This is a genomic window from Immundisolibacter sp. (genome assembly GCF_041601295.1).
Classification (GTDB): Bacteria; Pseudomonadota; Gammaproteobacteria; order Immundisolibacterales; family Immundisolibacteraceae; genus Immundisolibacter.
On sequence record NZ_JBFIII010000001.1, the window covers coordinates 53,823 to 73,407 of the forward strand.

Sequence of the window (19,585 nt, forward strand, 5' to 3'; positions counted from 1 at the left end):
TACCGGCCGCGAAAGCGTCGGGTCAGTACCTGCTGGGTAACCCTCGGCGCCAGTCTTGAACCGTCGGTTTTATGGACAATAGATCAGCTTTTTTCTAGCCGACCGCTCGCGTTGGCAACCACCGACCCAGCCAGCGCCGCCATGACCGAAACCGCCAACCGCTCCGCGGACGATGTCCAGCAGCACCTGCGCGAGGTTCAGGAGTTGCTGGCGCGTCACCAGCTGGTGGAGAACCTGGTGCACCGGCAGGACATGCCGCGGCACGAACTGGTTCAGAACCTCGTTCACAAGCAGCACGTGGTGGCTCTGCAGGAGCGCCTGGACAGCCTGCATTCGGCCGATGTCGCGTTCATCCTGGAGTCGCTGCCGCACAATGACCGGCGCTTCGTGTGGGACATGGTCAAGGCCGACCGGGACGGCGACATTCTGCTTGAAGTTTCCGACCCGGTACGCGAGTCGCTGATTGAGGCCATGGATGCGGCCGAATTACGCGCCGCAGCACAGTCCCTGGACGCGGACGAACTGGCAGATCTCGCCCCCGACCTGCCAGCGAAGTTGATCGAGGACCTGTTCCAGACCCTGGGCAGTGCCGAGCGCGAGCAACTGCGGGCGGCCATGTCCTATCCGCCCGAATCGGTCGGCGCGCTGATGAATTTCGACATGGTCGGCGTGCGTGAGGACGTCAGCCTGGAGGCGGTGCTGCGCTACCTGCGTCGCTTCGACGAACTGCCCGATCACACTGACACACTGTATGTGGTTGATCGTGGCGGCAACCTGAAGGGTCTGCTGTCGCTGGAGGCCCTGCTGATCAATGATCCGGAGCAGCAGGTGTCGCAGGTGATGCAACGGGAGGGGATTGTTAGCTTCGAGCCGGAGGACGATGCCGGCGAGGCGGCGCAGGCCTTCGAGCGCTACGACCTGATTTCCGCCCCGGTGGTGGACGCACAGAAGCGCGTGGTGGGGCGCCTGACCGTGGATGATGTAGTCGATTTCATCCGCGAGGAAAGTGAGGCCGAGTTGCTGGCGCGCGCCGGTCTGCGCGAGGGCGAGGACATGTTTGCCTCGGTGTGGGACTCGGTCAAGAACCGCTGGTCATGGCTGGCGGTGAATCTGGTGACCGCATTCATTGCCTCGCGCGTGATTGGGGTGTTCGAGGGTTCGATCGAAAAGCTGGTGGCGCTGGCCGCCCTGATGCCCATCGTCGCCGGCATCGGCGGGAATTCCGGCAACCAGACCATCACCATGATCGTGCGCGCCGCCGCCACCGGTCAGGTAGCACCGGAGGCACTCGGCCGTCTGCTCAAGAAGGAGCTGGGCGTTGCCATGGTCAACGGCCTGCTGTGGGGCAGTTTGCTGGGCGTGTTGGCGTGGGCGCTTTACGGCAGCGTTTCGCTGGGAATGGTGATGACGGCTGCGATGACGCTGAACCTGCTGCTCGCAGCCACCGCGGGGGTGGCGATACCGATGCTGCGCATCCGTTTTGGAGCGGACCCGGCACTCGGTGGTTCGGTCATGATCACGGCCTTGACCGATTCGGGCGGATTCTTCATTTTTCTTGGCCTGGCGACCTGGTTTTTGCTTTGAAACCCGGCGTTCAGGTATCAGTCAGGTTTGGCCTGTTCCCCGAACAGGTTCAACCACGCTTCACGCACCTGCTGCGCGGCAGGTGCCACGGTCGGCAACTCCACCACGTTCCCCAGGCCATGCAGGGTCTGCTGGCGCTCGATGGCGCACAAGGAAACGAACGCCTCGCCGAGCGCGGCACCCGCATCGGGCGCAAGTAGGCCAAGTTTCCCGGCCAGGTTCAGGATGGCGGTGGTGCCGCGCGGTGCAGTGATTTGCGGGTGTGTGTGGGCGTGAGCCAGCACCAGATACTGGGCGATGAACTCGATGTCGACCCGCCCGCCGGGGCTCAGCTTCAGGTCAAAGCCCTGCGCTGGCTGACCCTTTTCCTCACGAATGCGCTCACGCATGGTGGCGATATCGCGTCGTAGCTGGTCGGGTTCACGTGCCTGGCAGAGCACGTGCTGTCGCGTGGTCTCGAACGCGGCGCCCAGCGTGACATCGCCAGCCACCGGTCGGGCCCGCACCAGGGCTTGATGTTCCCAGGTCCAGGCCTCCTCGCACTGGTAGGTTTCAAAGCCACTGAGCGTTGTGACCAGTGGGCCTGCGTTGCCGGACGGGCGCAGGCGAAAATCAATCTCGTACAGGCGTCCGGCGGGCGTCAGGGTGGTCAAAATGTGCGTCAGGCGCTGCACCACGCGCGCAAAATAGGTTTCGTTCGCCAGTTGCGCCGGGCCATCGGTGTGGCCGCCCAGCGCATCGTGCAGGAACACCAGGTCAAGGTCCGACTCGTAGCCGAGTTCGGCGCTGCCGAGGCGACCGTAAGCGATCACCAGCAGCTGTGCCTCGCGGCTTGGCTCAGCGCCATCGCGCGGGCGACCGTGGCGTTGGCTCATATGCGTTTGCGCCAGCAGCAGCGCGCGGCGCAGCAGAACTTCGGCAAGCTCGGTCAAGGCCTGTGTCGGTTCGTGGCTGTCCAGCAGGGCGCCGATCTCCGCTGCCGCGACATGCAGCGCAGCCGCGTGCCGGTGTTCGCGCAGCGCGTTCATGGCGGTTTCGAGGTCATCCGTGGCAACCGTGGACAGCGCTTGATCAAGTTCGCGTTCCACGTCCGCGCCGGTCTGTGGCGCATACAGGGTGCGCGCATCGAGCAACTCGTCCAGCACCACGGGGTGACTGGTAATCCAGTCGGCTATCCAGGCGCTGGCGCCCATCAGGCGCGCCAGGTGCTCTCGTGCCAACGGGTGCTCGATCAGCATCGCAAGGTAGACAGAGCGGGTGGCCACCGCCTCCATCAGCGTGCATAAGCGGCCGAGCGTCAGCTCCGGCTGGTTGGTGGTGGCTGCGGCGCGCAGCAGATCCGGCAGTACCGTGTCCAGACGCTGACGCGCCGCGGCGGACGCGATGCGGCAGGCGCGTCCGTCGCGAAGTGCCTTCAGGTGGGCCAGAGCCTGTTCCGGATCCGCATAACCAAGATCCGTCAACTCGGCCATTGCCTGTGGTCGATCGAGGCCGTCTGGCCATAGCCGCTGCGCCGGGGGTAGGCTACGGGTCTCACCCAAAAGAGAGGCGAAATGGTCGTGCACGCACCTGCGCCAGGCGCCAAGCGCCGCAGCGCAACCATCCCAGTCGGGATAATCCATGGCCAGCGCCAGCCGGCTGCGGGCCACCGGATCTGCCGGAATCTCGTGAGTCTGGCGGTCCTGCTGCATTTGCAGGCGATTTTCGAGCCGCCGCAGGAAATCGTAGGCAGCGTGCAGTTCGTCGACCGTCGTGGCCGGCAGCTGGCCGCGTGCACCAAGCAGTTGCAGCACTTGCCGAATACCGCGGCAGCGCAGATCCGGCTCGCGCCCGCCGCGGATCAGCTGGTGCATCTGACCGATGAACTCGATTTCACGGATGCCGCCGGCACCCAGCTTGATGTTCTGATGCAGTGATTCGCGGCGAACCTGCTCGACGATCAGAGCCTTCATGGCGCGCAGCGCGTCGATGGCGCCGAAGTCGAGGTAGCGGCGGAATACAAACGGACGCAGCCGCTGAACAAGGCGCTCGCCCGCGGCAAGATCGCCAGCAACCGGACGGGCCTTGATCAGGGCATAGCGCTCCCAGTCGCGGCCGTGGTTCTGGTAGTAGTCCTCAGCCGCGTCGAAGGAAACCGCGAGCGGCCCGCTATTGCCAAACGGGCGTAAGCGTACGTCCACCCGGAATACCCGGCCTGAGGCATCGACCTCATCAAGCACGCTGACCAGACGCCTGGCCAGGCGCAGGAAGAACTCCTCATTACTGATTTCGCCCGGGCCCTGGCAAACACCGGCGTGCTCGAAGGCGAAGATCAGATCGACATCGGAGGAAAAATTCAGCTCCTCGCCACCGAGCTTACCCATGCCGAGCACCACCAGTCCGACCGCCTGTCCACGGGAGTCTTGAGGCGGGCCTAGCTGCTCCAGCTGCCAGCGGTAAAGCCAGGCAAGTGCGCTGTGGATGCAGGCATCGGCCAGCGCGGACAGGGCAGCAAGGGTTTCGTCCAGATCCGCCCAGCCGGCAAGATCGCGCCAGGCGATGCGCAACATTTCGCGGCTGCGCAACAGCCGCAGCCGCAGGCGCAGCTCAGCTTCGTCTGCGACCTGCGCCAGGCCTGCCTGGACCGAGGCGTAAACGGCCGCGCCGTTGGCAGCGGACTCCAGCCGACCGGTGTCCAGCAACTCGGCCAGCAGTTGGGGCCGGGTCTGGCACAATTCGGTGACGAACTCGCTGGCCGCCAGTACGCGGGGTGCTACGGTAAGCCAGCGGCCTCGGGTCGATAGTTCGGCCAGCGCGGGGTATTCAAGTAAACCATGCAAGGCGTCGGCGACGGCCTCCCGCGCCGATACCGGCAAGGGAGCGAGTGCCAGGGCAGACTGGGCTGGATGATCGGTCACGTGGGCTCCGCTGAAACTGGCATACAGGCACTTGAGCGCCAGTACAGGTGCGGTACAAGACTACTGCGGGTTGACACTGCATTGATGCTCGACCGAGACTTGCGCGCCCCGCAGACAGCACCGCTTCATGAACAACATAAACGATAGGTCCGACGCGGACGTTACGCGTGCCGCAGGCGAGTCGCTGATCGAGGTGAGGGGCCTGTGTTTTCGACGCGGCGCGCGGGTCATTTTCGACCGCATTGACCTCGACATCCCGCGCGGCAAGATTACCGCCGTGATGGGGCCAAGCGGTACCGGAAAAACCACGCTCCTTAAGCTCATTTCCGGCGTGTTGCGGCCGCAGGCCGGCTCCATCACAGTCGCCGGACGAGAGGTGACCACACTGTCCCGCGCCGAACTGTACGCCCTGCGCAAGCAGATGGGCATGTTGTTCCAGAGCGGCGCGTTGCTGACTGATCTTAACGTCTTTGACAACGTAGCCTACCCGGTGCGGGAACACACTAACCTGTCGCCGGCGCTGTTGCGGTCGCTGGTGCTGATGAAGCTGCAGGCGGTGGGGTTGCGCGGGGCGCGAGACCTGATGGCGAGCGAACTGTCCGGTGGTATGGCGCGCCGGGTGGCTTTGGCGCGGGCGATCGCACTGGATCCGATGCTGATTCTCTATGATGAGCCATTCACTGGCCAGGACCCGATTTCCATGGGCATTCTGACCCGCTTGATCTCTTCCCTGAACCGCGCCTTGGGACTGACCAGCCTGGTGGTGTCGCATGACATCAAGGAGACTTGCCGCATCGCCGACTACGCCTATGTCATTGCCCAGGGCAAGGTCATCGGCCACGGCACGCCGCGGGATCTACAGGCCTCTGAGGATCCGATGGTGCATCAGTTTCTGAACGGCGAAGCCGATGGCCCGGTGCACTTTCACTACCCGGCGGCGGATTATCGCGACGATCTGTTGACGGGCACGCCATGAGGGAGTTTTTGGCGAACATCGGTGCCCGCGTGTTGGAGAGCCTGGCGCGTCTGGGTCGAGCAGGGCTGTTCCTGGGACGTCTGCTGGCGGCGGTGCCGGCGCAGTTCCTGACGCCTTATCGGTTGGCGCAGCAGGTATTCAGCGTCGGCGTGCTGTCGCTGGTCATCATTTTGGTGTCGGGTTTATTCGTGGGCATGGTGTTGGGGCTGCAAGGCTACAATACGCTGGTCGATTTTGGCTCCGAGAGCAGCCTTGGCATTCTCGTGGCGCTGTCACTGGTGCGCGAGCTGGGGCCGGTGCTCAGTGCCTTGCTGTTTGCCGGTCGCGCCGGGTCGGCGCTGACAGCAGAGATTGGCCTCATGAAAGCGACCGAACAGCTTTCGGCGTTGGAGATGATGGCGGTGGACCCGTTTCGGCGGGTGCTGGCGCCGCGCTGGCTAGCGGGCTTCATCAGTCTGCCGTTGCTGGCGGCGACGTTCAGCGCCGTGGGCATTGTTGGCGGTTACCTGGTTGGGGTGAAGCTGCTGGGTCTGGACCCGGCGCCGTACTGGGCGCACATGGAAGCCGGTGTCGATTTTTACGACGACATTCTGAACGGCGTAATCAAGAGTGTGGTGTTCGGCGCCGTCGTGAGCTGGATTGCCGTGTTCGAGGGTTTCGACGCGGTGCCGACCGCGGAAGGTGTGGGTCGGGCCACCACCCGTACCGTGGTAACCGCTTCGCTGGCGGTGCTTGGCGCCGATTTCCTGCTCACCGCGCTGATGTTTGGCGAACCTTGAGGAGAACCCGGTTTCATGCAAGATCGCACAGTCGAGTTGTGGGTTGGTTTGTTTGTGGCGCTGGGCCTGGCGGCGCTGGCTTTCCTGTCGGTGCGCGCCAGTAATCTGGCCGAGTATCGCGACGGTGAGGCGTACACCGTGGTGGCCCGATTCGACAATATTGGCAGCCTGCGGGTGCGGGCACCGGTAACGATCGCCGGCGTACGGGTGGGGCGAGTCGCGGCCATCGACTTCGACATGGAGCAGTTCAAGGCGGTGGTAAAGCTGGCGATAACTGCTCGATACAACACGTTGCCGGAAGATACGGTGGCCAGCGTGCGGACCGCGGGCCTGATCGGCGAACAGTTCATCGGTCTTGACCCGGGCGGTGCGCCCGACGCGCTCAAGGATGGCGATGAAATCGAGATCACGCAGTCGGCGCTGGTGATCGAACAACTCATAGGCCAGTTCCTCTACGGGCAGGCCAGCAAAGGTAGTGAGGAGTGACGACAGTGAACGTGAAAGGTTTGACGCTTTTGGCGGCAGGTTTCCTACTGGCTGGTTTATCGCTGGTAGCGCCTGCACAGCCTGCGCAGGCGGATCCGGCCAGCGTGATCCGTGAAACCGCCGAGCGGGTGCTGAACAATTTGCGCACCGAGCCGGCGCGTTACCAGGACGATCATGCGCTGTTTTCGCTGGTGCGCGAGGTCGTATTCCCGCGTCTGGACCGCGAGCGCACCGCGCAGTGGGTATTGGGGGCGAACTGGCGCACCGCCACGCCGGCCCAGCGCGAGCAGTTCGTTGGCGAGTTTTCCGACCTTCTGCTGCGCACCTATGGCACGGCGTTACGCCAGTACGACAGCGAGGTGTTGAAATTCCTGCCGGTGCAGGCGCCGGCGGGGGCCGACCGGGTCACGGTGCGGACCGAAATCATCCGCCCGGATGGGCCCAAGGTGAGTGTTGATTATCTGCTCACCAATCGCAGTGGCGAGTGGAAGGTGTACGACGTGATCATCGAGAACGTGAGCCTGGTGGTGACCTACCGCTCCGAGTATTCGGCCATCATCAAGCGCGATGGCATGGACGGCTTGCTCAAGCAACTGGCAAAGCGCAACCGCAGCGCCAATTCCTGACGCCCCCGAAGATGAACGTGGATGCCGACGGTAAGGTGTGTCTTGTTGGCCCGCTCACTTTTTCGACCGTGAGCGCTCAGCTTGCGGCCAGCGCGGCGCTGTTCACGGACCGGTCGCGGCTGTGTTTTGATTTGTCCGGCGTCACCGCCGTGGATAGCGCGGCGTTGGCCTTGCTGGTGGAATGGCTTCGCATGGGGCGCGAGCACGCCGTTACCGTGCAGTTCAGCCAGTTATCGCCGGCACTGCGCAGCCTGGGCACAGTCAGCGAACTCGATCAGATCGACGCCACACTGGCGATGTCATGACGGCGGCTATCGCCGTCAAGCAACTGCACAAGCATTTCGGATCCGTTCACGCTCTGCGCGGGGTGGATCTTGAGGTGCAACCCGGCGAGTTCTTTGGCCTTCTGGGGCCAAACGGAGCCGGCAAGTCCACGCTGATCAATATTCTCGCCGGGCTGACCCGGCCGGACGCCGGTCACGCTGCGGTGCTTGGCCATGACGTACAGAGGGATGCTTTAGCCGCGCGCCGGATACTTGGCGTGGTGCCACAGGAACTGGTGTTCGATCCGTTTTTCGAGGTGCGTGATTTCTTGCGCATCCAGGCGGGGTACTACGGTCTGGCGCGCCAACACAAAGCCTGGATAGACGAATTACTGGGTGCGCTGGGCCTGGCAGACAAAGCCGGCGCCAACATGCGTGACCTGTCGGGAGGCATGAAGCGGCGGGTGTTGATCGCGCAGGCATTGGTGCACAAGCCGCGGGTATTGGTGCTGGATGAACCCACCGCCGGGGTCGATGTCGAGCTGCGGCAAACGCTGTGGGCCTTCGCGCAGCGCCTGCACGCGGAGGGTATGACGATCGTGCTGACCACCCATTATCTTGAAGAGGCCGAGGCACTGTGTGACCGTATCGCGATCATGAGTCATGGTGCCGTGGTGGCGCTCGACGACAAGCGCGGTTTGCTGGCGCGCCTGCCGTGGTATCAGGTGCATGTGCGCCTGGCGAATGAGCCGGCGGCTCTGCCGCCCGAAGTCAATGCCTGCCTGGTCTCGCGCGATCAGGGCTGGTTGGTGCTGCGCGTTGAACGCGACACCGATGCTCTGTCGCATGTGCTCACGGCGCTGCATACCGCTGGCTTGTCGGTGCTCGAGATCACCAGCAAGGAGCAGACCCTGGAGCACGTGTTCCTGGCACTCACCTCCGGCCATCGCCTTATCGACGCGGCATGATCCAGAACTGGCTGGGGCTGTGGACGCTGTTCGCCAAGGAGGTGAAGCGGTTCATGGTTGTGTTTATGCAGACAGTAGCCGCGCCGGTGGTCAGCGCGATGCTGTACCTGTTCATTTTCTCGCATGCCCTGGCCGGGCGTATCGACGTTTATCCGGGTGTCAGCTATCCGCAGTTTCTGGTGCCCGGGCTGATGATGATGACCATCATCCAGAACACGTTCGCCAATACCTCGTCGAGCCTTATTTTTTCAAAGGTCACCGGCAATATCGTATTTGTGCTGCTGGCGCCACTGTCCCATTTGGAGTTTTACCTGGGCTTTGTGGGCGCCGCACTGGTGCGAGCGCTCATCGTGAGCATCGGGGTGTACCTGGTGGCGTTGCTTTATCTGCACATGGACGTGGCGAGCCCGGCATTGCTACTGCTGTTCGGCCTGCTCGGCGGCATGTTGCTGGCAACCTGTGGCCTGTTGGTGGGGATCTGGGCCGACAAATTCGATCAGGTCGCAACGGTGCAGAATTTCGTGATCCTGCCTCTGACTTATCTGAGTGGCGTTTTCTACTCCATTCACAGCTTGCCAGCGGCCTGGCAGACCTTGTCGCGGGTGAATCCGTTTTTTTATCTGATTGACGGATTTCGGTATGGATTCTTCGGCCATTCTGATGTTTCGCCGTGGTTCAGCGCGGCCGTGATGATCGGCGCCAACGCTGCCTTGTGTATACTTTGCCTCCGGCTTCTGGCGCGCGGTTACAAGCTGCGTGGCTAGGGCCAGTTTTTCACCCTGCCGGTTGCCGTCATGGACCCAGACATCATCAAAAAGCTCATCGAGCAAGGGTTGCCAGATTCAGTGGCAACGGTGGAGGGTGACGGTCGCCATTTCGAGGCGCTGGTGGTGTGCGATGCATTTGCAGGCAAGCGCCTGGTACAACAGCACCAGCTGGTCTATCAGGCCCTGGCCGGGCACATGCACGATGATGCCATCCACGCCCTGTCCCTGCGCACGCTGACTCGGGCGGCATGGGAACAGCGTTAAGCCTCCACCCCCACGCGAGGTCAATCCCATGGATGTGACGGAAAAGATCGATCGTTTTGTCAATGCCGTACCGGTCGTGCTGTTCATGAAGGGCGACCGGCGCTTCCCGCAGTGCGGTTTTTCGGGCCGAACGGTGCAGATTCTCGAAGCCTGTGGTGCCGAGTTCGAGACAGTCAACGTACTGGCCGACGACGCCGTGCGCCAGGGCATCAAGGCCTTCTCCAATTGGCCGACCGTGCCGCAGCTGTATGTGGGCGGCGAGTTCGTCGGCGGTTGTGACATTGTGCAGTCGCTGTACGAGAGCGGCGAACTGCAAGAACTGCTGGATGCCTTGAAGGGTTGATCCGCCCGCCGGCCCATGGCCGGTGCCTGCAGCGCACGCCTCTGGACACATTGTGGAAAAACTGATTGTCCAGGGCGGAGCGCGCCTCAACGGCGAAATTCGTATTTCCGGCGCCAAGAACGCTGCCCTGCCCATCATGGCAGCGACCTTGCTGGCCGATGGTCCGATGACCATCAGTAACGTGCCGCATCTGCACGACATCACGACCACCCTGGAGCTGCTCGGCCGCATGGGCGCCTCGCTGTCGGTGGACGAGCAGATGCAGGTCGAAGTCGATCCGCGCACCATGAACAATTACTTTGCTCCCTACGAGCTGGTAAAGACCATGCGTGCCTCGATCCTGGTATTGGGCCCGTTGCTGGCGCGTTTTGGCCAGGCGGAGGTGTCCCTGCCCGGTGGCTGCGCAATCGGCCAGCGGCCGGTTAATCTGCATCTGGACGGCCTGGCAGCCATGGGCGCCGACATTCGTGTGGAAGACGGTTACGTCAAGGCCAGGGCCGGGCGTCTGCACGGCGCACACATTGTGATGGACCTGGTGTCCGTGACGGCAACCGAGAACCTGATGATGGCCGCGACGCTGGCCGACGGCACCAGCATCATCGAAAACGCGGCCCGTGAGCCCGAGGTGACTGACCTGGCGGTGTGTCTGAGTGCTATGGGCGCGCACATCGAGGGCGTGGGCACGGATCGGCTCATCATCGAGGGTCGATCGAACCTGTCCGGTGCCCACCACAGGGTGGTGCCGGACCGCATTGAGACTGGAACCTATCTGGTGGCAGCGGCGCTGACCGGTGGCTGCGTCAAGCTCAAGGATACCCGGCCGGAACTGCTCGAAATCGTATTGCAAAAGCTGCGCGATGCAGGGGCGCAGATTGAAACAGGTGCCGACTGGATCAGCCTTGACATGGGTGGAAACCGACCTCGCGCAGTCAGTCTGCGGACCGCGCCGTTCCCCGGCATGCCGACCGACATGCAAGCCCAGTTCATGGTCCTGAATATGGTGGCCCTGGGGGCCGCTACCGTCACCGAAACCATTTTCGAGAACCGCTTCATGCACGTGCCGGAGCTGCAGCGCATGGGCGCCGATGTGCGCCTGGAGGGCTCTACCGCGTTCATTCGCGGCGTTGAGTTCCTGAAGGCGGCGCCGGTCATGGCGACGGATCTGCGGGCTTCGGCCTCGCTGGTGCTGGCCGGGTTGGTCGCGCAGGGCGAAACCCACGTCAGTCGCATCTATCACATTGATCGCGGCTACGAGTGCATCGAGGAGAAGCTGGAGCAACTCGGCGCCGACATCCGGCGTGTGCCCGATCGGCGCGCCGCGTGAGGATCTAGCGATGGATGGCTTGCGCATCGCGGTGTCCAAGGGCCGTATTCTCGAACAGACGCTGCCGTTGCTGGCGAGCATCGGCATCGCGCCGGTCGGAGAGGTTGGGCGCCGACTGATCGTCGACACCAGTGTCCCGGGCGTGCAGATCATCATCATCCGTGCCACTGATGTGCCGACCTATGTGGCTTACGGCGCCGCGGATGCTGGTATTGCCGGCAAGGATGTGCTGATGGAACACGGCGGCGAAGGCCTGTACGAGCCGCTGGACCTCGGTATTGCACGGTGCCGGCTGATGGTGGCCGGCCGCGCGGGGGTGCAGCTGCCAGGCGGTCGTCTGCGCGTGGCCACCAAATACGTCAACGTGGCGCAGCGGTATTACGCCGAGCGCGGGGTGCAGGTGGAGCCGATCAAGCTGTACGGGTCGATGGAGCTCGCGCCGCTGGTGGGACTGGCCGACTGTATCGTCGATCTGGTCGATACCGGCAGTACCCTGCGCGCGAACGGTCTGGAGCCGCTGGCGCTGATCGCTGACATCAGCTCGCGTCTGGTGGTGAACCGCGCCTCGATGAAGCTCAAGCAAACCGCGCTTCAGCGGCTCATCCGCGAGCTGGAGGCCGTGACCCGGCAGGTGGCCGATGCGCCGGCTTGACAGCCAGGCGGCTGATTTCGAGGCCGCTTTTAATTCCCTGCAGGCCACTGCGGCTGCCGAGGATCCAGATCTGCAGGCATCGGTGCAGGCGATCGTGAACGCCGTGCGCGAGCGCGGTGACGCGGCTTTGTTGGACTACACGCTGAAGCTCGATCGCTGGGTGCCGGGCGAGCCGGTCGAGTTCGAAGTGCCACCCGCGGACCTGGATGCGGCGCTGGCCGCCATCACGCCGGCGCAGCGTGCGGCACTGAATGGCGCTGCCGAACGCCTGCGTGCCTACCATCAGCACCAGCTGGCCGGCTCCTGGGATTACACGGAAGCCGATGGCAGCGTGCTCGGTCAGCGGGTAACGCCACTTGAGCGAGTCGGTGTATACGTGCCCGGGGGCACAGCGGCCTATCCATCGAGCGTGCTGATGAACGTCATCCCGGCCAAAGTGGCGGGCGTTCAGGAAATCATCATGGTTTCGCCGACGCCCGATGGCGTGGACAATCCGCTGGTGCTGGCGGCGGCACGGATCGCCGGCGTTGACCGGGTGTTTCGTGTCGGCGGCGCGCAGGCGGTGGCAGCCCTGGCGTATGGCACTGCCACGGTGCCAGCCGTGGACAAGATTGTCGGCCCCGGCAATCGCTACGTGGCGGCGGCCAAGCGCCTGGTGTTCGGTACCGTGGGCATCGACATGATCGCCGGCCCGTCGGAGGTGGTGATCGTGGCGGATGGGAGCGTGCCAGCCGACTGGCTGGTATACGACCTGTTCGCGCAGGCCGAACACGACGAGCAGGCGCGCGCGATCCTGCTGTCGCCCGACCTTGCATTGCTGGAGCGTGTGGCCGAACGTGCGGCGGCTTTGCTGGGGACCCTGGAGCGGCGCGCGATTGTGGAGGCGGCGCTCGAACGTCATGGCGCGCTGATTCGAACCCGTGACCTGATCGAAGCGGCCACGCTCGCCAGCGCGCTGGCGCCCGAGCACCTGGAGCTTGCGGTCGCCGATCCGGCGGCCTTGTTGCCACATATACGCCACGCTGGAGCCATCTTCATGGGCGGTCATTCGCCCGAGGCGATCGGCGATTACTGCGCCGGCCCGAATCACGTGCTGCCGACGGCGCGTACCGCGCGCTTTAGTTCACCATTGGGCGTGTATGACTTCCAGAAGCGAAGCAGCCTGATCGCGCTGAGCGCGGCCGGAGCCGGAACACTGGCGCCGCTGGCGGCCGAGTTGGCCCGTGGCGAAGGACTGACCGCCCACGCCCGTTCGGCCGAATGTCGCCTGGCGGCAGAATGAATACGCCCTCGCGAGCTGAGCGTATCGAGGGCCTGGTTCGGCCGCAGATTCGCGCGCTGAACGCCTATCACGTGCCGCCGGCAACCGGACTGCTCAAGCTGGATGCGATGGAGAACCCGCATCCCTGGCCGGGTGATTTGGAAGCGCCGTGGCTGGAGCGCCTGCGTGGGGTTCAGTTGAACCGCTACCCACTGCCCCAGGCAGACGAACTGGCCGCGGCCCTGGCCCGCCAGGCCGGCGTACCGCCGGGTTTTGGGCTGTTGCTCGGAAATGGCTCGGACGAGCTTATCCAGCTGCTGGATATTTGTCTGGCGCGGCCGGCGGCCAGTGTGTTGCTGCCGGCACCGAGCTTCTCCATGTATGGCTTGATCGCACGAGTGCTGGGGCTGGAAGTGGTGGAAGTACCGCTGCGGGCCGATTTTGGCCTGGATGTGCCGGCGATGCTGGCGGCGATGCAGCAGCATCGCCCGGCATTGACGTATCTGTCCTGCCCGAACAACCCGACAGCGAACCTGTTTGCCGCCGCTGATCTGCGCGCGCTCATCGCAGCGGCGCCTGGGCTGGTAGTGGTGGACGAAGCCTATTTCCCATTTGCCGGGCGCAGCGTGTTGCCCTGGCTGCTCGAATTCGATCAGTTACTGGTGCTGCGTACGCTGTCAAAGGTGGGGTTGGCCGGTCTGCGTCTGGGGTACCTGATTGGCCATCGTGACTGGTTGCGTGAATTCGATAAAGCACGCCTGCCCTACAACATCAGCAGTCTGACGCAGATTTCTGCGCAGTTTGCGCTTGAACACGCTGACCGCCTGGCGGCGGAGGCGGCGCGCATTCGCGAGGATCGCGCTGTGCTGTTGCAGGCCCTGGCAGGCATCTCCAGCGCGACCGTTTACCCGAGCGACACCAATTTTGTTTTATTGCGCCTGTCACCGGGTCAGGCGTCGCGGGTGCACGGTGCGCTGCGCGAGGCCGGTATACTGGTCAAGAACGTTCACGGCAGCCACCCCGTGCTGGCCGAGTGCCTGCGGTTAACGGTGGGCACCGCGGCTGAGAACCGGGCCCTCGTGACCGCCCTGCGGACGCAACTACAAGACTGACACAGGCATGAGTAGCCAACGCAGCGCTGACATCCGGCGCACTACCCGCGAGACCGACATCCGGGTTGAACTGAACCTCGACGGCAGCGGCAGGGTGCGGCTTGCCAGCGGCGTGCCGTTTCTGGACCACATGCTGGAGCAGGTGGCCCGCCATGGCTTGCTGGACCTCACGGTCGAGGCGGTTGGTGACCTGCATATCGACGCCCACCATACCGTGGAAGATATCGGCATTACCGTTGGCCAGGCGCTGCACAAGGCGCTGGGCGAGCGAGCCGGTATTACCCGTTACGGTCATGCGTACGTTCCGCTCGATGAGGCGCTGTCGCGCGTGGTACTGGACTGCTCCGGTCGGCCGGGATTGACCTATCTGGTCACCTACCCGCGTGGCCGGGTGGGCGATTTCGATATCGACCTGCTGCGCGAGTTTTTCCAGGGTTTCGTCAATCACGGCCTGGTGACCTTGCACATCGATTGTCTGCGCGGCGGTAACGCGCACCACATCGCCGAGACCGTGTTCAAGGCCTTCGGTCGCGCGCTGCGCATGGCGCTCAGCATCGATCCGCGTGCTGCCGGAGTCGTGCCATCGACCAAGGGCAGCCTTTGATCGTCGGCGGCCCGGGTTGCGTCTGCTTTTTATGAGCGAAACCGTTGTCATCGATTTTGGTTCCGGCAACCTGCGTTCGGTGGCGAAGGCGCTGGAGCAGGTCGGCGCACACAAGGTGTCTGTGAGCGCCGATCCAGCTGTGATTCGAGCGGCCGGGCGGGTGGTCTTCCCCGGCCAGGGCGCGATCGGCGCCTGTGCCGCTCGTCTGGCGGAGCCCGGCCTGGCGGCGGCGGTGCGCGAAGCAGCCACGAACAAACCCTTCCTCGGAATTTGCCTGGGGTTGCAGGCCCTGTTCGAGTTCAGCGAAGAAGACGGCGGTGTGGCCGGTTTAGGCCTGGTGGCAGGGCGCGTGGCGCGCTTTGCGGCGGGCGAGACACTGGCTGGCGGCGAGCGACGCAAGGTGCCCCACATGGGCTGGAACCAGGTCGACCTGGCCCGCGGGCACCCGCTGCTGGCCGGTATTCCGAGTGGTGCCTGGTTTTACTTCGTACACAGCTACTACGTGTGTCCGACGCAGGCCGATCTGGTGTTGGGGCAGACCAGTCATGGCAGTACGACGTTCACGTCTGCGCTGGCACGTGGCAATCTTGTGGCGACGCAGTTTCATCCCGAGAAGAGCCACCACGCGGGTTTGCGTTTACTGTCCAATTTTGTGACCTGGAACGGCGAGGACTGAGGAGAATCTGATGCTGTTGATTCCGGCCATCGATATCAAGGGCGGCAAGTGTGTGCGCTTGCGACAAGGGCGCATGGACGATGTCACGGTCTTCGACGATGATCCGGTCGCCGTGGCCAAGCGCTGGGTCGACGAGGGCGCAACGCGCCTGCACGTGGTCGATCTGGACGGCGCCGTTTCGGGTCAGCCGGTCAACTCCAGGATTATCTCGGCCATTACCGCCGCGGTGGGCGAAGTGGATGTTCAGGTGGGCGGCGGTATCCGGGATGAGGAGTCCATCGAGGCCTACCTCGATGCCGGCGTGCGCTACGTCATCCTGGGGACCCAGGCGGTAAACATGCCCCATTTCGTGCGCGATGCCTGCACCGAGTATCCGGGCCACATCATCGTGGGACTGGATGCGCGCGACGGCAAGGTTGCCATCGACGGCTGGTCCAAGCTGTCGCAGCATTCGGTACTGGACATGGCGCAGCATTTCCAGCGCGACGGCGTGGAAGCCATCATTTACACCGATATCGGCCGCGACGGCATGATGGGTGGCGCCAATGTGGAAGGAGTGGTCGAGTTGGCGCGTGTTGTGACGGTGCCGGTCATTGCGTCCGGAGGCGTCACCAGCCTGTCTGACGTGGAAGCGTTGTGCGCGGTCGCGGACGAGGGTATCGCCGGGGCAATCGTCGGCCGCGCGTTATACGAGGGCACCCTGGATCTGGCGACGGCGCTGCGGCGGGTCACGGAATTGCGCGCCTGATCCATGTTGGCCAAACGGATCATTCCCTGTCTTGATGTGGACCATGGGCGGGTGGTCAAAGGGGTGCGTTTTGTCGGCCTGCGAGACGCGGGCGATCCGGTCGAGGCCGGCCGCCGCTACAGCGAGGCGGGCGCTGACGAGTTAGTGTTCCTGGATATCACCGCCAGTGCTGACGACCGCGATACGCTGCTGCACGTGGTCGAAGCCGTGGCTGAGCAGGTGTTCATCCCGTTTACGGTTGGCGGTGGCGTGCGCAGCGTGGCGGACGTGCGCCGCTTGTTGGTCGCGGGCGCCGACAAGGTGTCGATCAACTCCGCCGCGGTACAGCGGCCGCAGTTGGTCGCGGAGGCCGCGCAGCAGTTCGGCAATCAGTGCATTGTGGTGGCGATAGATGCCAAGCAGGTGGCGCGCGGGCGCTGGGAGGTGTTCACCCACGGTGGACGCCGGCAGACCGGCCTTGACGCGATCGAATGGGCCCGGCAAGTGGTCGCGTTGGGCGCCGGTGAACTGCTGTTGACCAGCATGGACCGGGATGGAACACGCGAGGGTTTTGACCTGGAGCTGACTCGCCAGGTGAGCGATGCGGTGTCGGTGCCGGTCATTGCCTCCGGTGGCGTGGGTAACCTGGATCACTTGCGCGACGGGGTACTGGTCGGCCACGCCGACGCGGTGCTGGCAGCGAGTATCTTTCACTTTGGCGAGTACACCATCGCGCAGGCCAAGGCGCATCTGGCGAACGCCGACGTCGTGGTGCGGGTCGATGACTGGGAGTTGGCCGATGTCTGAACCCGGAGCGGATTTCCTTGATGCGGTGCATTGGGATGCGCGTGGCCTGGTGCCGGTGATCGCCCAGGAAGATGCGACCGGACAGGTGCTGATGCTGGCCTGGATGAATCGGGAGGCGCTCGCCGCCACCGTGACCCAGGGCGTGGCCGTCTACTGGTCGCGCTCGCGCGGGCGCTTATGGCGAAAGGGCGAGGTTTCCGGTCATGTGCAGACCGTGCGTGAACTGCGTCTGGACTGTGATGGCGATACCGTGTTGCTGCGGGTGGAACAACACGGTGGCATCGCGTGTCATACCGGGCGTGCGCGGTGCTTTTTTCAGCGTCTCACGGACGACGGGTGGGTCAGCGACGAACCGGTTCTCAAGACGCCCCAGTCAATTTATACGGACCACGACCATGCATGAGGTACTGTACCGGCTACAGGCGGTGCTGCAGCAAAGGCGTGGCGCGGATCCGCAGTCGTCGTACACGGCGCGGTTGTATGCTGCCGGCCTCGACGGCATGCTCAAGAAGATCGGCGAGGAGGCTACCGAGCTGGTGATGGCCGGCAAGGACGGTGTGCCGGAGCGGATCGTGGCGGAAACCGCAGATCTGTGGTTTCACACGCTGCTGTTTTTGGTATCGCAAGACCTCGCCGTGGATGACGTGCTGGCCGAACTGGAGCGCCGGTTCGGTCGTTCTGGCATCGACGAGAAAGCGGCCCGAAGCTCGACCTGACCGGATGCCGGACGGCCGGCCTGGGTCTTTCGGATAGCCAATCCTGACTATAGCTAGGAGTATCAAATCATGGGCCTAGGCGGTATATCTCCATTTCAGTTGCTTATCGTTCTCGCCATTGTCCTGGTCTTGTTCGGCGGCAAGCGCTTGCGCAGCCTGGGTGGGGACCTCGGGGGCGCGATCAAGGGATTTCGCAGCGCCATGAAGGATGGCGAGAAGGATGAGGCTGCCCGCGAGGCAGAGCGTTTGGCCGAGCGCCTCGGTGAGCCGACGCGGCCGGCGGACGCCGACGCGGTCACCCAGCGCGAGCGTCACGACGGCTAGCGCCTCCAGTACGAGTTTCCGTCTCTGCCCGGACCAATCACCGCGCACCCGACGTAACGCGAACGGCAGCGGCTCCCGCAGTGCACGGACGCGCTTACAGAATCAATGCCTGTAAGCCATTGATTTTGTAAGCCACCGGGAAACCGCACTTTTCCGGTGGCGGGTGCTGAGAGATCCGGAATGGGTTATTCAGCGCTTCCTTAAGGCTTGGGGTACGAGTGTTCGATATCGGATTCAGCGAATTGCTGCTGGTCGGCGTCGTCGGCTTGCTGGTGCTCGGGCCGGAGCGGCTACCGCAGGCAGCGCGCACTGCCGGGCTGTGGCTTGGGCGTTTTCGCGCCACTGTTCAGCGCTTTACGGCTGACATCGACCGCGAACTGAAGGCCGAGGAGTTGCGCCAGACGCTGCGCGAGGAGGCCAGCCGCCTGACCGAGCCGTTACAGGATCTGCAACAAGAGGTGTCGGCGGCCGGTGCTGACCTGGGCGCAGCGATCAAGCCGCCGCCCGATGCGCCGGTCAACCCGGGCAAGACATCCGTCGATGGCAACTGACGCAACGCCACAGCAACCTCTGATGGCGCATCTGCTGGAATTGCGCACGCGCCTGTTACGGGCCGTGGCGGCGGTTCTGGTGGCAATGCTCGCGCTATTGCCGTTTGCGAAGCCGCTGTATTCCACGCTGGCGCGACCCCTGATGGAGCGTTTGCCGGAGGGTGCCTCAATGATTGCCACCGGGGTTGCAGCGCCGTTTCTGGCGCCGTTCAAATTTGCCATGATGCTGGCGGTATTCTTGGCGATGCCATTCGTGGCCTACCAGGCTTGGGCGTTCGCCGCGCCCGGGCTTTATCGGCGCGAACAGGCATTGGCCGTTCCGATATTGGTGAGCAGCGTGGTGTTGTTTTACCTGGGTATGGTCTTCGCCTATTTCGCGATCTTTCCCATCGTTTTCGGTTTCTTTGCCAGCGCCGCGCCGGCCGGCGTGCTGGTGATGACCGACGTGACCAGTTATCTCGATTTCGTCCTGACGCTGTTTTTCGCGTTTGGCCTGGCGTTCGAGGTACCGGTGGTGGTGGTTCTGTTGGTGCTGCTCGGTTTTGTCAGCACCGCCAGCCTGCGCCGGGCGCGCCCGTATGTGATTGTCGGTGCCTTTGTGGTCGGAATGTTGTTGACGCCGCCGGATGTGTTCTCGCAAACCATTCTGGCGGTGCCCGTCTGGGTCCTGTTTGAACTGGGACTGATCGTGGCCCGCGTGCTCGAGAAAAATGCCGTGCGGGGTGAGAGCGTAAAGGCGGAGTGAGCGAATCCGTGGCGGCGGCGTACCGGTTTGGCGAGTTATTTGCGAATTAATTGACGTTTCCGGGCTCGTGCAGCCGGAATTAAGCCGGTATCATGCCGGTCGCCGCGGCTAACGTTCATTAAGGTACTCAGAC

Annotated in this window: 24 protein-coding genes; 23 read left to right on the forward strand and 1 reads right to left on the reverse strand. The window is 63.8% G+C overall.

Annotated features, from left to right (window positions below; genetic code table 11):
* Positions 1 to 141: 141 nt before the first annotated feature.
* Positions 142 to 1,584, forward strand: a complete 1,443-nt coding sequence (mgtE, locus tag ABZF37_RS00260; RefSeq protein ID WP_372715493.1) for a magnesium transporter — start codon at positions 142 to 144, stop codon at positions 1,582 to 1,584.
* A 17-nt stretch (positions 1,585 to 1,601) separates the two neighbouring features.
* Here mgtE and glnE read toward each other — a convergent pair whose 3' ends face one another.
* Positions 1,602 to 4,481 carry a bifunctional [glutamate--ammonia ligase]-adenylyl-L-tyrosine phosphorylase/[glutamate--ammonia-ligase] adenylyltransferase gene (gene glnE, locus ABZF37_RS00265; protein WP_372715495.1) on the reverse strand — a complete coding sequence of 960 codons (2,880 nt, stop codon included), beginning with the start codon at positions 4,479 to 4,481 and terminating at the stop codon, positions 1,602 to 1,604.
* A 127-nt stretch (positions 4,482 to 4,608) separates the two neighbouring features.
* Between glnE and ABZF37_RS00270 the strand changes: the two genes are divergently transcribed.
* The 22 genes from ABZF37_RS00270 (at position 4,609) to tatC (ending at position 19,452) form a co-directional block, all read left to right on the forward strand.
* A complete protein-coding gene (locus ABZF37_RS00270) occupies positions 4,609 to 5,457 on the forward strand; it encodes an ATP-binding cassette domain-containing protein (protein WP_372715497.1) in 849 nt (282 codons plus the stop codon).
* Complete coding sequence (gene mlaE / locus ABZF37_RS00275; protein WP_372715499.1) at positions 5,454 to 6,236, forward strand: lipid asymmetry maintenance ABC transporter permease subunit MlaE; 783 nt, start codon at positions 5,454 to 5,456, stop codon at positions 6,234 to 6,236. The genes ABZF37_RS00270 and mlaE overlap by 4 nt, the downstream gene beginning before the upstream one ends.
* A 15-nt stretch (positions 6,237 to 6,251) precedes the next feature.
* On the forward strand, positions 6,252 to 6,722 hold the full coding sequence (gene mlaD / locus ABZF37_RS00280; protein WP_372715501.1) for an outer membrane lipid asymmetry maintenance protein MlaD: 471 nt from the start codon (positions 6,252 to 6,254) through the stop codon (positions 6,720 to 6,722).
* A gap of 104 nt (positions 6,723 to 6,826) precedes the next feature.
* A complete protein-coding gene (locus tag ABZF37_RS00285) occupies positions 6,827 to 7,348 on the forward strand; it encodes a phospholipid-binding protein MlaC (RefSeq protein WP_372715503.1) in 522 nt (173 codons plus the stop codon).
* Between the two features lie 17 nt (positions 7,349 to 7,365).
* A complete protein-coding gene (locus ABZF37_RS00290; protein ID WP_372715505.1) occupies positions 7,366 to 7,653 on the forward strand; it encodes a lipid asymmetry maintenance protein MlaB in 288 nt (95 codons plus the stop codon).
* Complete coding sequence (locus ABZF37_RS00295; RefSeq protein WP_372715507.1) at positions 7,650 to 8,579, forward strand: ABC transporter ATP-binding protein; 930 nt, start codon at positions 7,650 to 7,652, stop codon at positions 8,577 to 8,579. The genes ABZF37_RS00290 and ABZF37_RS00295 overlap by 4 nt, the downstream gene beginning before the upstream one ends.
* Positions 8,576 to 9,343 (forward strand): ABC transporter permease, encoded by a 768-nt coding sequence (locus ABZF37_RS00300; protein WP_372715509.1) that lies wholly within the window; start codon positions 8,576 to 8,578, stop codon positions 9,341 to 9,343. The genes ABZF37_RS00295 and ABZF37_RS00300 overlap by 4 nt, the downstream gene beginning before the upstream one ends.
* A 30-nt stretch (positions 9,344 to 9,373) precedes the next feature.
* Positions 9,374 to 9,610 carry a BolA family protein gene (locus tag ABZF37_RS00305; RefSeq protein ID WP_372715510.1) on the forward strand — a complete coding sequence of 79 codons (237 nt, stop codon included), beginning with the start codon at positions 9,374 to 9,376 and terminating at the stop codon, positions 9,608 to 9,610.
* 28 nt (positions 9,611 to 9,638) lie between these two features.
* Positions 9,639 to 9,953 (forward strand): Grx4 family monothiol glutaredoxin, encoded by a 315-nt coding sequence (grxD, locus tag ABZF37_RS00310; RefSeq protein ID WP_372715512.1) that lies wholly within the window; start codon positions 9,639 to 9,641, stop codon positions 9,951 to 9,953.
* A gap of 52 nt (positions 9,954 to 10,005) precedes the next feature.
* Complete coding sequence (murA, locus tag ABZF37_RS00315; RefSeq protein ID WP_372715514.1) at positions 10,006 to 11,277, forward strand: UDP-N-acetylglucosamine 1-carboxyvinyltransferase; 1,272 nt, start codon at positions 10,006 to 10,008, stop codon at positions 11,275 to 11,277.
* A 10-nt stretch (positions 11,278 to 11,287) separates the two neighbouring features.
* Positions 11,288 to 11,929, forward strand: a complete 642-nt coding sequence (hisG, locus tag ABZF37_RS00320) for an ATP phosphoribosyltransferase (protein WP_372715516.1) — start codon at positions 11,288 to 11,290, stop codon at positions 11,927 to 11,929.
* Entirely contained in the window at positions 11,916 to 13,211 is a 1,296-nt protein-coding gene (gene hisD / locus ABZF37_RS00325) for a histidinol dehydrogenase (protein WP_372715518.1), read from the forward strand. Before hisG ends, hisD begins: the two co-directional genes overlap by 14 nt.
* On the forward strand, positions 13,208 to 14,302 hold the full coding sequence (gene hisC, locus ABZF37_RS00330; RefSeq protein ID WP_372715520.1) for a histidinol-phosphate transaminase: 1,095 nt from the start codon (positions 13,208 to 13,210) through the stop codon (positions 14,300 to 14,302). The genes hisD and hisC overlap by 4 nt, the downstream gene beginning before the upstream one ends.
* A gap of 7 nt (positions 14,303 to 14,309) precedes the next feature.
* Positions 14,310 to 14,906 carry an imidazoleglycerol-phosphate dehydratase HisB gene (gene hisB / locus ABZF37_RS00335; RefSeq protein WP_372715522.1) on the forward strand — a complete coding sequence of 199 codons (597 nt, stop codon included), beginning with the start codon at positions 14,310 to 14,312 and terminating at the stop codon, positions 14,904 to 14,906.
* 31 nt (positions 14,907 to 14,937) lie between these two features.
* Entirely contained in the window at positions 14,938 to 15,582 is a 645-nt protein-coding gene (gene hisH / locus ABZF37_RS00340) for an imidazole glycerol phosphate synthase subunit HisH (RefSeq protein ID WP_372715524.1), read from the forward strand.
* A gap of 10 nt (positions 15,583 to 15,592) precedes the next feature.
* On the forward strand, positions 15,593 to 16,330 hold the full coding sequence (gene hisA, locus ABZF37_RS00345) for a 1-(5-phosphoribosyl)-5-[(5-phosphoribosylamino)methylideneamino]imidazole-4-carboxamide isomerase (RefSeq protein WP_372715526.1): 738 nt from the start codon (positions 15,593 to 15,595) through the stop codon (positions 16,328 to 16,330).
* Positions 16,331 to 16,333: 3 nt separating this feature from the next.
* Positions 16,334 to 17,116: an imidazole glycerol phosphate synthase subunit HisF gene (gene hisF, locus ABZF37_RS00350; RefSeq protein WP_372715528.1), complete on the forward strand. Its 783-nt coding sequence runs from the start codon at positions 16,334 to 16,336 to the stop codon at positions 17,114 to 17,116.
* On the forward strand, positions 17,109 to 17,519 hold the full coding sequence (hisI, locus tag ABZF37_RS00355) for a phosphoribosyl-AMP cyclohydrolase (protein ID WP_372715530.1): 411 nt from the start codon (positions 17,109 to 17,111) through the stop codon (positions 17,517 to 17,519). The genes hisF and hisI overlap by 8 nt, the downstream gene beginning before the upstream one ends.
* Positions 17,512 to 17,832, forward strand: coding sequence for a phosphoribosyl-ATP diphosphatase (locus ABZF37_RS00360; RefSeq protein ID WP_372715532.1), 321 nt, complete (start codon positions 17,512 to 17,514; stop codon positions 17,830 to 17,832). Before hisI ends, ABZF37_RS00360 begins: the two co-directional genes overlap by 8 nt.
* Before the next feature lie 69 nt (positions 17,833 to 17,901).
* A complete protein-coding gene (locus ABZF37_RS00365; RefSeq protein WP_372715534.1) occupies positions 17,902 to 18,156 on the forward strand; it encodes a Sec-independent protein translocase subunit TatA in 255 nt (84 codons plus the stop codon).
* 218 nt (positions 18,157 to 18,374) lie between these two features.
* Positions 18,375 to 18,707 (forward strand): Sec-independent protein translocase protein TatB, encoded by a 333-nt coding sequence (gene tatB / locus ABZF37_RS00370; protein ID WP_372715536.1) that lies wholly within the window; start codon positions 18,375 to 18,377, stop codon positions 18,705 to 18,707.
* A gap of 22 nt (positions 18,708 to 18,729) precedes the next feature.
* The gene (gene tatC / locus ABZF37_RS00375; protein WP_372715538.1) at positions 18,730 to 19,452 is read left to right on the forward strand and encodes a twin-arginine translocase subunit TatC; all 723 of its coding nucleotides are present in this window, start codon (positions 18,730 to 18,732) and stop codon (positions 19,450 to 19,452) included.
* Positions 19,453 to 19,585 lie beyond the last annotated feature (133 nt).

Excerpts from the sequence above, each read along its gene's own strand:
- tatC (WP_372715538.1), top strand. The coding sequence starts at position 18,730 with ATGGCGCATCTGCTGGAATTGCGCACGCGCCTGTTACGGGCCGTGGCG.
- ABZF37_RS00270 (WP_372715497.1), top strand. The coding sequence starts at position 4,609 with ATGAACAACATAAACGATAGGTCCGACGCGGACGTTACGCGTGCCGCA.
- mlaD (WP_372715501.1), top strand. The coding sequence starts at position 6,252 with ATGCAAGATCGCACAGTCGAGTTGTGGGTTGGTTTGTTTGTGGCGCTG.
- hisA (WP_372715526.1), top strand. The coding sequence starts at position 15,593 with ATGCTGTTGATTCCGGCCATCGATATCAAGGGCGGCAAGTGTGTGCGC.
- ABZF37_RS00295 (WP_372715507.1), top strand. The coding sequence starts at position 7,650 with ATGACGGCGGCTATCGCCGTCAAGCAACTGCACAAGCATTTCGGATCC.
- ABZF37_RS00360 (WP_372715532.1), top strand. The coding sequence starts at position 17,512 with ATGCATGAGGTACTGTACCGGCTACAGGCGGTGCTGCAGCAAAGGCGT.
- ABZF37_RS00365 (WP_372715534.1), top strand. The coding sequence starts at position 17,902 with ATGGGCCTAGGCGGTATATCTCCATTTCAGTTGCTTATCGTTCTCGCC.
- ABZF37_RS00305 (WP_372715510.1), top strand. The coding sequence starts at position 9,374 with ATGGACCCAGACATCATCAAAAAGCTCATCGAGCAAGGGTTGCCAGAT.
- grxD (WP_372715512.1), top strand. The coding sequence starts at position 9,639 with ATGGATGTGACGGAAAAGATCGATCGTTTTGTCAATGCCGTACCGGTC.
- ABZF37_RS00300 (WP_372715509.1), top strand. The coding sequence starts at position 8,576 with ATGATCCAGAACTGGCTGGGGCTGTGGACGCTGTTCGCCAAGGAGGTG.
- hisF (WP_372715528.1), top strand. The coding sequence starts at position 16,334 with ATGTTGGCCAAACGGATCATTCCCTGTCTTGATGTGGACCATGGGCGG.
- hisC (WP_372715520.1), top strand. The coding sequence starts at position 13,208 with ATGAATACGCCCTCGCGAGCTGAGCGTATCGAGGGCCTGGTTCGGCCG.
- hisH (WP_372715524.1), top strand. The coding sequence starts at position 14,938 with ATGAGCGAAACCGTTGTCATCGATTTTGGTTCCGGCAACCTGCGTTCG.
- hisG (WP_372715516.1), top strand. The coding sequence starts at position 11,288 with ATGGATGGCTTGCGCATCGCGGTGTCCAAGGGCCGTATTCTCGAACAG.
- mlaE (WP_372715499.1), top strand. The coding sequence starts at position 5,454 with ATGAGGGAGTTTTTGGCGAACATCGGTGCCCGCGTGTTGGAGAGCCTG.
- hisI (WP_372715530.1), top strand. The coding sequence starts at position 17,109 with ATGTCTGAACCCGGAGCGGATTTCCTTGATGCGGTGCATTGGGATGCG.
- mgtE (WP_372715493.1), top strand. The coding sequence starts at position 142 with ATGACCGAAACCGCCAACCGCTCCGCGGACGATGTCCAGCAGCACCTG.
- hisB (WP_372715522.1), top strand. The coding sequence starts at position 14,310 with ATGAGTAGCCAACGCAGCGCTGACATCCGGCGCACTACCCGCGAGACC.
- hisD (WP_372715518.1), top strand. The coding sequence starts at position 11,916 with ATGCGCCGGCTTGACAGCCAGGCGGCTGATTTCGAGGCCGCTTTTAAT.